The organism is Paenibacillus sp. P22 (genome assembly GCF_000469945.2).
GTDB lineage: Bacteria > Bacillota > Bacilli > Paenibacillales > Paenibacillaceae > Paenibacillus_O > Paenibacillus_O humicus.
Genome location: NZ_CBRA020000165.1, coordinates 1 through 9,559, shown reverse-complemented (window position 1 = coordinate 9,559; position 9,559 = coordinate 1). Strand labels below are relative to the sequence as shown.

General features: G+C 61.0%; 9 protein-coding genes and 1 rRNA gene. 1 reads left to right on the top strand and 9 read right to left on the bottom strand.

Features of this window, described 5'->3' with window-relative positions; translation table 11 throughout:
• Positions 1–807: aldo/keto reductase (locus BN871_RS20480; protein ID WP_048748573.1), on the top strand; the 807-nt coding region annotated here is incomplete at its 5' end.
• Between the two features lie 75 nt (positions 808–882).
• Here the strand turns inward: BN871_RS20480 and BN871_RS20475 are convergent.
• The 9 genes from BN871_RS20475 to BN871_RS20435 all read right to left on the bottom strand — a co-directional run.
• Entirely contained in the window at positions 883–1,581 is a 699-nt protein-coding gene (locus BN871_RS20475) for a hypothetical protein (protein ID WP_048748572.1), read from the bottom strand.
• Complete coding sequence (locus tag BN871_RS20470) at positions 1,578–2,468, bottom strand: ABC transporter ATP-binding protein (protein WP_048748571.1); 891 nt, start codon at positions 2,466–2,468, stop codon at positions 1,578–1,580. The genes BN871_RS20475 and BN871_RS20470 overlap by 4 nt, the downstream gene beginning before the upstream one ends.
• A gap of 4 nt (positions 2,469–2,472) precedes the next feature.
• Entirely contained in the window at positions 2,473–2,841 is a 369-nt protein-coding gene (locus BN871_RS20465) for a GntR family transcriptional regulator (protein WP_048748570.1), read from the bottom strand.
• 168 nt (positions 2,842–3,009) lie between these two features.
• Entirely contained in the window at positions 3,010–3,804 is a 795-nt protein-coding gene (locus BN871_RS20460; protein WP_021880462.1) for a hypothetical protein, read from the bottom strand.
• Between the two features lie 122 nt (positions 3,805–3,926).
• The gene (gene spoIIE, locus BN871_RS20455) at positions 3,927–6,422 is read right to left on the bottom strand and encodes a stage II sporulation protein E (protein ID WP_048748569.1); all 2,496 of its coding nucleotides are present in this window, start codon (positions 6,420–6,422) and stop codon (positions 3,927–3,929) included.
• 434 nt (positions 6,423–6,856) lie between these two features.
• A complete protein-coding gene (pilO, locus tag BN871_RS20450) occupies positions 6,857–7,648 on the bottom strand; it encodes a type 4a pilus biogenesis protein PilO (RefSeq protein WP_048748568.1) in 792 nt (263 codons plus the stop codon).
• Positions 7,632–9,155, bottom strand: a complete 1,524-nt coding sequence (gene pilM, locus BN871_RS20445; RefSeq protein WP_048748567.1) for a pilus assembly protein PilM — start codon at positions 9,153–9,155, stop codon at positions 7,632–7,634. Before pilM ends, pilO begins: the two co-directional genes overlap by 17 nt.
• Positions 9,156–9,173: 18 nt before the next feature.
• Entirely contained in the window at positions 9,174–9,446 is a 273-nt protein-coding gene (locus tag BN871_RS20440; RefSeq protein WP_198158077.1) for an A24 family peptidase, read from the bottom strand.
• Positions 9,447–9,496: 50 nt separating this feature from the next.
• A 16S ribosomal RNA gene (locus BN871_RS20435) occupies positions 9,497–9,559 on the bottom strand; the annotation flags it as partial.

Genomic DNA, 9,559 nt, shown 5'->3' with positions numbered 1-9,559 from the left:
GCCAWCAATTATGGGCCGCCTCCAGGATCTGCAGAAGAAACGTTCGGCGAAGTGCTGCGCAAGGATTTGAAACCTTATCGGGACGAGCTCGTCGTCTCGACGAAAGCCGGATATGGGATGTGGGAAGGCCCTTACGGAGAATGGGGTTCCAAGAAGTACCTGATTGCCAGCTTGGACCAAAGCTTGAAACGGATGGGACTGGACTACGTCGATATTTTCTATTCTCATCGACCGGACCCGGAAACACCAATGGAAGAAACGATGGCGGCGCTCGATCAAGTCGTTCGTCAAGGGAAAGCGCTTTACGTAGGCATTTCAAGCTACAGCCCCGAACAATCGGCCGAAGCCATCCGGATTTTGAAGCAGCTCGGCACGCCGATGCTCATTCATCAGCCTTCCTACTCGATGCTCAATCGTTGGGTGGAGGATGGTCTGCTTGATGTGCTTGAAGAAAACGGTACAGGGAGCATCGCCTTCTGTCCGCTGGCTCAAGGGCTGTTGACAAGCCGCTATTTGTCGGGGGTTCCGAGCGACTCCAGAGCAGCAAAGCCGAACACGTTTCTTCGCGAGAACGACGTCAAGGAAGAGACGGTCCAGAAGGTGAGAAAACTGAATGAGGTGGCGGCCGCACGCGGACAAAGCCTCGCGCAAATGTCTCTTGCTTGGGTGCTTCGGGGCGGCAGAGTAACCTCTGCGCTGATCGGAGCGAGCAAAGTAAGCCAAATCGAAGAAAATGTTGCCGCTCTAGACAACCTTGAATTCAGCACGGAGGAACTGCAAAAAATCGATGACATTTTGAAATCGTAACCTTTGTCTCTGCTAGAAGAGGCTGTCTCATAAGTCATTGTTGGCGACTTAATGGGACAGCCTCTTTTCGATTTTCTACGCCTGAACGGTAGAACGCCGGAGCAGCATATACGAGACGGCGGCCAGCGCCAACGTGCAGGCGAGCAGGAGGAATGTCGTCTGGACGATCGTGAAGTCGAGCTTCATGAGCCAGCCGCCGACTCCCCGCCACCAGTCCATGGCCGTCACGACCGCCGTCCAGCCCCCGAAGCCGAGCGTCGCTGCGAGGAAGAAGAACAGCAGTCCCTGCTTGCCGAAGCGGCGGAACAGGCTTCCGATCGTCAAGCCCCCAAAGAACATGAACAGCAGCAGGATGAAAAACGTCCACAGCGCAAGCCCCGCTCCGGAATCGCTGAGGTAAGGGAGCTCGAAGAAGTGGAGTCCGACTCCCCATCCCTCGGTCGCCTGCTCCAGCAGAAGCAGCACGGCCAGCAGCACGGCCGAGAGGAGAATGTACCCGCCGGCTGCCGCGACAGTCCCGGCAAAATAGCTGCGGCGCGTGATGCATAGGCCGAGCGCGAAAGAGAACGTCTGGTGGATGACGACGATGCCCGCCACCAGCATATAGATCAGGATGGACATCAGCCCGCCCGTCGTGAAATTCTCCGGCCGCGCGATGAGTCCAATCGTGAAATTGACGATAAAGCTGGACAGGAGCACCATCCAGGGAATGAACAGCCAGGTCCACTTGTCTCTGGCATGCATGAGCGCTACGGTTGCCGTTCGGCTTTTCATGCCGACCCCTCCTCGTATCCGGCTTCATTTCCGGTCATCTGGACGACCAGCTGCTGCAGGCTGAGCGGCGCCGCCTCCAGACCGGCCGTCTTCGCTGCCGCCATGCCTCCTTCTCCAAGCTCTCCGAGCACGGAAGCGCGGAGGAAGCCTCCCAGCTGCTCCTTGCCCAGCACGCTGCGGCCACCGAGGAAGGCGTCCACCTTGGCTGCTGGACCCGCCACGCTGTAGGCACGCGACCGAAGCAGCTCCGCTTCCTCGTCCAGAATGAGCCGGCCGCGGTCGATCAGATAGATGTGCTCCAAGAGCCCGCTCACTTCATCGATGAGATGGGAAGAAAGCACGATCGTGCGGGGGAGCTCGGCGTATTCCTGGATCAGATTGCGGTAGAAAATTTCCCGCGCGACCGCATCCAGCCCGAGATAGGGTTCGTCGAACAGCGTCAGCTCGGCGCGGCTGGCCAGACCGACGATGATGCCGACAGCCGACAGCATGCCGCGGGAGAGCTTCTTCACGCGCTTGTTCTTCGGCAGCCGGAACTCCTTGAGCAGCTGCTCCGCCGTCTCCGCGCTCCAGCGCGGGTACAGCGACGATGCCACGGCCAGCACGTCGCACACGCGGAAGTTCTCCGGGTATTTCTGGCTCTCTTTAATGAAGCAGATTTTGCGGAGCGCCTCTTCGTTCTCGAAGGGATCGCTGCCGAACACCTTGACTTCTCCCGATGTGGCGAACAGCTGGGCGGTCAGCACATGCATAAGCGTCGTCTTGCCCGCTCCGTTGCGGCCGAGCAGTCCGTAGATGCGGTTCTCCTCCATCTTCAGCGTGATGCCGTCCAGCGCGTGCTGCCCGCCATAGCTTTTCGTAAGCCCCTTCAGTTCCGCGGCATGCATGTCATCAACCCCTCCCTTTCTCCGTAATGAGCGAAGCGAGCTGCTCTCCGCTGATGCCCAGCTTCTCCGCCTCCTGCAGCAATGGCACGACATACTGCTCGTAGAACTGGTGCCGCCTGCGCGCCAGCAGCTTCTCCCGCGCACCCTCCGCAACGAACATGCCGATCCCTCTCTTCTTGTAGAGAATGCCTTGATCCACTAATACATTCACTCCCTTGGCCGCCGTCGCCGGATTGATGCCGTAGAACTGGGCGAAATGCGTGGTCGAAGGCGCCTGCGCTTCCTCCGCCAGGCTCCCGTCGACGATGTCGTCCTCGATCCGCTCGGCAACCTGCTGGAAGATCGGGCGGCCGTCATCCACCGGAAACGTCACTATATCCACCACCCAATTGGTTAGTTACTCATGTAACTAACCATATAACCTATGCCGTCCAATGTCAAGAGGTGCATATGCAAAAAACCGGCAGCCCGAATGGGGGCTGCCGGTCTGGTTTATGGGAACGCCTTGCCTGCATGAAGGGAGGCGGTTATGGAATCGAAGCTACTCTCGCTCTGCTGCCACCTCCTCGCTCTTGTTCCTGGCGGAGCCGCGGCGGCCGCTGTCCAGGCATGGGCTTCTGGCGGGCCTGCATCGCATTCGGCGGTCGCGGAGCCCGGCTGTTCGCCGCCGTCCCGCGGGAGCCGTCGCAAGCTGTACGGCACTTGATGAGACATGAGGCTGGGCGGCCGAAGCCTCTCTCTTGAGCATCTTCGGCAAGGATGCGCCGGAACCGTCCACCGCCGTCTTCCCTTGGACGTCATGACATCCCGTCGATCTAATAATCTGGACGTCCCGGCCGGACTTGACGACAAGGCCGCCCTGCAGGGTCACCAGCTCAGGCTGCCGCTCTCTCGCCGTGGAGGCTGCCTGCCGAGAGCCCGGCTTGCCGCCGCCTGCGGACAGCACCTCCATCCTGCCTTCGGCGTACCCGCTCTGCTCCGCCTGATGGGCGGCTGCCGACGCTGCAGCCGTCTCCATCAGAGCCGCCGCAAAGACGCGCTGCGCCATCCGCTCCTCCGCCGTCCACAGCCGCTTGCCGCGCTTGCGGTCGGTCCGCAGGCGCATCCGGTCCATCTCCCTCAGCAGCATCTCCTGCAAGCGCAGCTCCTCAAGCCTCAGCTCCTCCTCGCGGCGCTTGGCCCGTTCCGCCTCGCGGCGGCGCTCTTCCTCCAGCTTGCGGGCTTCCTCTTCCTGCCGCTGGATCTCCTCCAGCCTTTGAAGCTGCTTCATGAGCAGATTCTCGCGCTTTTTACGTGAACGGGCACCGCTTGGGTTTTTACGGATGGATATCGCCATGAGAATTGTTCCTCCTAATTAAGTGGGTTTATGACGCTCCGCATGGGAGCCGGATAGATCAGATGGTCAACGCCTGGTCACAGGCGCAGGAAGCCGGATAGGGAATGGGAATACAAACGTCTTCAGCTCACCGTACGGGGACGCTCGAACTTGTTCACTCCCGGCCAGCGGAAGGACGCCCACTCCGGCACATGCTTCTCGATCTTCGCCACGACGACCGTCATGTCGTCGACAATCTCGCCTTTGTAGTGGCGAACGACCCGTTCCAGCAGCGTATCGGCAATCTCCTGGGGGTCCGTCGTCTGCATCTCCTGGATCACCCTTTTCATCCACAGCTCCTTGTTCACCGCATGGCCCGGCGCATCGTAGATTCCGTCCGTCATCATGATGAGCGTATCCCCCGGCTGAAGCTGCATGCTGATGAGATCGACGTCGATCTCCTGCAAAATGCCGATCGGCAGGTTGTTGGCGGCTACCGGAATGACCTCCTGGCCCCTCTTGATGAAGCTTGGCGTCGACCCGATCTTCATGAACGTCGTATGGGCCGTATACATATCGATCAGAGCCACGTCGACCGTGGCGAACATCTCATCCGGCGATCGGAGCATCAGCACCGAATTGACCGACTTGATCGCCAGCTGCTCGTCCATGCCGGACTGCAGCAGCTGCTGCAGGATGCTGAGCGCCGTGCTGCTCTCCAGCCGCGCCCGCTCCCCGTTGCCCATGCCGTCGCTGATGGCGACAGCGAACTTGCCGTTGCCGAGCTCGACGGTGCTGAAGCTGTCTCCCGACAGCAGGTCGCCGCCCTTGGCCGCACCGGCGATGCCCGTCTCGATCTCGTACTCCTTGGCGGAACCGAAAACGACCAGGTTCGGCTCCCCGTGCTTGGCGGGATTCCGCTCCGCCTTCACCGCGACATGCTCGCCCAGGATATCACTAAGCAGCGGCGCGATGATTTTGCGGCTTTCGTCATGCCCTTTCGGGAACGTGTGGTACACCTCAATCTCAACATTTCCTTCCTCCAGGCTGATAATATCGAGTCCGTGTATGGACAGCCCCAGCGATTCCAGCGCGTCGCGGATCTGCTCCTCCTGCAGATGAAGCGTCTGGCCTTCCCTCTGGATCTCGCGGGCAAGATCCTCCATGATCTGCGACACGCCGCTCAGCTGATCCGCAACGAGCTGGCGCGATTCGAAGATCTGCTTTTTCCAATGAAGATCATGCTTGTACCGCTCATGCTGCTGCTGCAGCGCCGCCATCACCAGGTGGGTCTTGCTGCAATGGCTCGTCCAGGTGCGGGGCTTGTCCTTCCGGATTCCGTCATGGCCCTCGTCCACCGCCGTCATCATTTCCGTCATCATCTTATAGGTGTCGTAGAACTTGCCGTTCCAGCACATATCCTTGCGGTGGCAGTTCGAGCAGACCTTCTGGGACGCGGCATTCATGAAATGCTGGATCTCTTCCTCCGCGGGCTTCTGCGCTGCCGGCGTATTGAGCTGTCCAAAGCTGCTCGCCAGCTGGCGGAACACCTCCGAGAACTGCGTGACCCGCTGGGCCGTCACTTCCCGCACTCTTTTCGCATATTCATGCTGGGACTTCACATGCTCGCTCGTGCCGGGCACATACCGGGAGATCGTCTTCACCACGATCTTGGGGGTGAGCAGGAACAGCGCCGCCGCTGCGACCGACTCCCAGGTGCTGGCCATCACATCCGTCTGGCCTCCTATATAAATAGAGAGAATGGAGGAACCGAGCAGCATCCCGAAAGCAACGGCCATCCGGCCGCCTTCCTTCATCAGCCCGGCCAGCATGCCGGAGAACGCGAGCAGGCTCATCTGCACGATCGCATTGAGGTTGGCGAGGCTGAGAATGAGCCCGGCGACGACGCCGACCGAAGCGCCGAGCGGGGCTCCGCCCGCCAGCGCGAACAGCAGCAGCATGTAGCGGGAGAGCACATGCTCCAGGGACAAGCCCGAGACGCTCCATCCGACCGCGCCGGTCATCACCGACGCCATCAGGATCATGAGGCAGATGATCTCCTCATTCTTGAGCGCATTGCTCTTGCGGGTGAGCGTCAGCACCGGGATCGCCTGGACGAACACGAGCGTCAGCACGAATGCCAGAGCCGATTCCACGCCTACCATCATCAGGTCGTACCAGCCGAGCGTAGAGTGCACGAACGCCCCGAACAGCTTCACGACCAGCGTGGCGACGAAGACGAGAATCGGGGCCTGGGACAGCTCCGCCTTCTCGTACATTTCCAGCCCCTTGAGGAGCAGGAACAGCACCGCGATCTCCATCGCGATCGGGATGGCGCTCGGCGTCGCCGCCAGCAGGCTTCCCGCGACCAGCGACACGGCCGCCAGCTTGTATACATCCCTTCGGAGGAAGAAGACGACCGCGAAGTACGCGGGAGCGAACGGCATCAGATTTTCCAGAATGACCGCCCTTCCGAGCAGGAACCCGACCAGAGCCAGCAGGATCGTCCACCTCTTCGAGGCGACCAGCTGCACCGCCCTCAGCGATGCGGCCCTTTCCTTTCCTTTGCGCAGCGCGTCCGCCGTACGGCTTGTCCGCTGCTGTCCCGGGAACAGGACGATGTTGGCCTTTTCCTTCATACCGGCACCACCATTTCCGCTTTGTGTAGGTCTGATTATAGAGGGCCGTTTTAAGAAAGTTTGTCAGAACAAGGGTCCGCGCCAAAAGTTTTTTCCGACAAAACCTCCGGCTTGGCGAATGCACCGCGCGCGATTGTCGGCGTCAGGCGAGAAAGCTTGCCGCGCTTGAGGCGGCGGGCTTCGCGGCAGCCCCCATACGTTGCAGGCCATGTAACAAATTCCACCTTCTGGAAGATTCTTAACGGGATTTAGTTCATTGCTTAACGCGTCGAATGGAGGTGGCGCCTGTCGGGATTGAAGGAGATCAGGGGAAAAGTTTTTGGCATAATCGGGTATAAGGCGAAAGAAGGCATGCCGGAGTCGAAGCTTCGGGGCCGAAAGGACGCGAAAAAGCCGGTCCTGGAGGACCGGCTGGAGTTGGAGCTTGGTGCCTATTAGTGAGAAGGTGCGGAAGAATCGGCGTAAGGGAGCAGCGCGCTCTCCACCTGGCTGCCGTAGGAAGGATCGAAATAAGCCGTGAAGGCGAAGTTCACGGTCAGCTCCCGTCCGTCCTCCGAGCCGGAGGCGCCTCGGGCAATCTCGAGCGAGTCGACGGTCGTGATCCGCTCCATGAGGTTCACCTGCTCCACGTAAGCCAATATGGACTCGTAGCTTCCTTTGATTACCGCAGCGACCTGCAGCTTGCGGGGTTCGGCCGCTGCCGCTTGGGCTTGGCCGGCCTGATCTGGGGCAGCCCCTTCCGGCGAGGCCGACTGGCCCTCCGCGGCAGCCGTCAGAGGATCGGATGAAGCGGAGGCATCAGGCGCCGCCGCCGAGCCCGCTTCGGAGCCGGAGACAGCGCCTTGGACGCTGGCGGTTCCGGCTGCCGTCCCGCTGCGTCCGACCAGCGGCTCCGACGCGGACAAATCGCCGGTGAAGCTCAGCGAAGCATGGCTCACCTTGGCCTCGGTGCCGATCCGCTCGAGATCAAGCGCCAGCTGCTCGGTGTTGTCCCAGTAAGGCAGCGCTCCCTGGACGCCGTCGACAGGACGGGTTTCGGCTGCAGTCTGTTTTTCCGCCAGCTTCTTGCGCAGCACTTCGGTCAGCCTCTCTTGCTGGGCGATCTCTCCATCCATAGCCGCGGACTTGTCAAAGGCCGGCTTGACGAAGTAGAAGGCGTACAGCAGCAGAAGCAGGAACAGAATGACCGCCGTCAGCAGGATAAGCGTATTACGGCGCCGTGCCATCGGCTGTCGCCTCCTTCCCTTGCTGTTGATCGGCCGGCAGGATACGGATGGAAAAAGAAACGGTGAAGGCCGAAGCGGTTGGGGTATCGCCCGAGCCAAGGACGGCTCCCGAGTCGGCGGCAGCGATCGTGTTCATCTCCGCATGGGCGATCCAGGAAACCCTCCGAAGATCGAACAGGTATTTCGAGGCATCGCCCAGCGCCGCCATCCGGACGTCGACGAGGAGCTGGCCGCCCTTGGCATACCGGAAGTTGATGAGCCGGGAAGCAGGCGGCAGGATTTCCTCCAGACCGCGGGCCAGAGCGGCGACATCCTGCTTGGAGGCGCGCAGCTGCTCGGCTAGCTCATAAGGATCGGAGCCGCTTGCCGCGGAGCTGCCTGCCTTGCTGATCTGCCGCTGAAGGGCAAGCTGCTCCTGGCTCAAGGCGAGCTTCCGCTCTTCCTTGCGGGACGCGTCTGCTGCAGCAGCCGTATAGCCGTAGATGGACAAAGCGGCGCAAGCGATCCAGGCGACCGCGATCAGCGACACGACCAGCGGGGCATAGCGGGTCTCGCGGTCGATGCGGGGAAGCAGCGTCAGCCTCCGAACCGAGTCGCTGCGGACGAGCAAGCCGCCGGGCACCATATAGTTCTCGGCGATGTCGGAATCCATCCCGGCCGCGATGGAGGCCGCTCCCGTTTCATAGAAGTCCACGTCAGGCAGCGCTTGGCGCAAGGCGTTCAGCAGCGTCTTGGCGCTGTCGCCTCCGCCGGACAGGATGCCCTTCGTAATCTTGTAGCTTCCTTCATGGATGCCGAACTGGTAGAAGCTGAGCATCCGCGAGATTTCGGCCGTCAGCTCTCCGACGCGCAGGCCGCTCAGCCCTTCCGAGGTTCCGTCTTCGTCAATGGAACGGATGAAGACGGGATTTCCCTCATGGAACATGGCGATTTCCACCGAAGCGCCCTTGAGATGAATGTACATATGTCCCGAAGGCGGCTCCAGGTTGAGCGGATTCACCGCTCCCTGGATGGCCGTCGCCGCGATGCCCGTGCCGACAACCTTGATCCGGGCTTCCCGGAGCATGGAGACGAGCGGATCGATCCAGCTGCGCGGAGCTGCGTAGACGAGAACCTGCGTTGTCTCCTCTCCGCGAACGACCGGCACGTAATCATAGACGGGATTGTCGAAGGGAAGATGCATCGCCGTCTCCACCTCGAGGTGGATGAGCTCGCGAAGCTCCCTGTCATTCACCGCCGGAATCGTAAGCCGCCGGACGATGACCTGGGAAGTCGGCACGGCGAGAATGGCCGAAGCCCCCTGCAGCCGCTCCTCCTTGGCCCATTGGCGGATGGAGATGCGCAGGCTTTCGCCATTGATGATTCCGTCCTGCTCGATGAGCCCGGGCGGGAACGGGTAGAAGCCGGTCTTCTCGATCTCCCATCCATTTTTCTTCCGTAGAGTCGCATACCGGATTCCGGAGGCGTCCACCGTCATCCCGATCCGCTTGCTGCCCATTGCGAGCATAGGTATCATCACTTCCCGCTACGTAAATAAATTCAGGTAACCGTCAATCAGCGCATCTCCGCAGCCGTAGGCAATGAGCGCGCCCAGCGCCAGGTACGGCCCGAACGGAATCGGCTGCCGGGCACTTCCGTCGCCGCTTCGTTTGTCGGCCCGGAGCTGGATGCTCCCGCCGATCGTGCCTGCCAGGCTGCCGATCATGAGCGCCAGCAGCGTTCCCGGCCAGCCGAGCGCGAGGCCGATCACCGCGAGCAGCTTGACGTCGCCGAGGCCCATCCCTCCCCGGCTGATCAAGGCGAYGSCTCGAATTGAATGCTTCCGTTGCAGGAAGCGATTCTCCATAGAAAGGAGGTGATCCCAGCCGCACCTTCCGATACGGCTACCTTGTTACGACTTCACCCCAATCA

Coding starts and splice junctions, on each gene's coding strand:
- BN871_RS20475 (WP_048748572.1), bottom strand. CDS start 1,581: ATGAAAAGCCGAACGGCAACCGTAGCGCTCATGCATGCCAGAGACAAG.
- BN871_RS20470 (WP_048748571.1), bottom strand. CDS start 2,468: ATGCATGCCGCGGAACTGAAGGGGCTTACGAAAAGCTATGGCGGGCAG.
- BN871_RS20460 (WP_021880462.1), bottom strand. CDS start 3,804: ATGGCGATATCCATCCGTAAAAACCCAAGCGGTGCCCGTTCACGTAAA.
- spoIIE (WP_048748569.1), bottom strand. CDS start 6,422: ATGAAGGAAAAGGCCAACATCGTCCTGTTCCCGGGACAGCAGCGGACA.
- pilO (WP_048748568.1), bottom strand. CDS start 7,648: ATGGCACGGCGCCGTAATACGCTTATCCTGCTGACGGCGGTCATTCTG.
- pilM (WP_048748567.1), bottom strand. CDS start 9,155: ATGCTCGCAATGGGCAGCAAGCGGATCGGGATGACGGTGGACGCCTCC.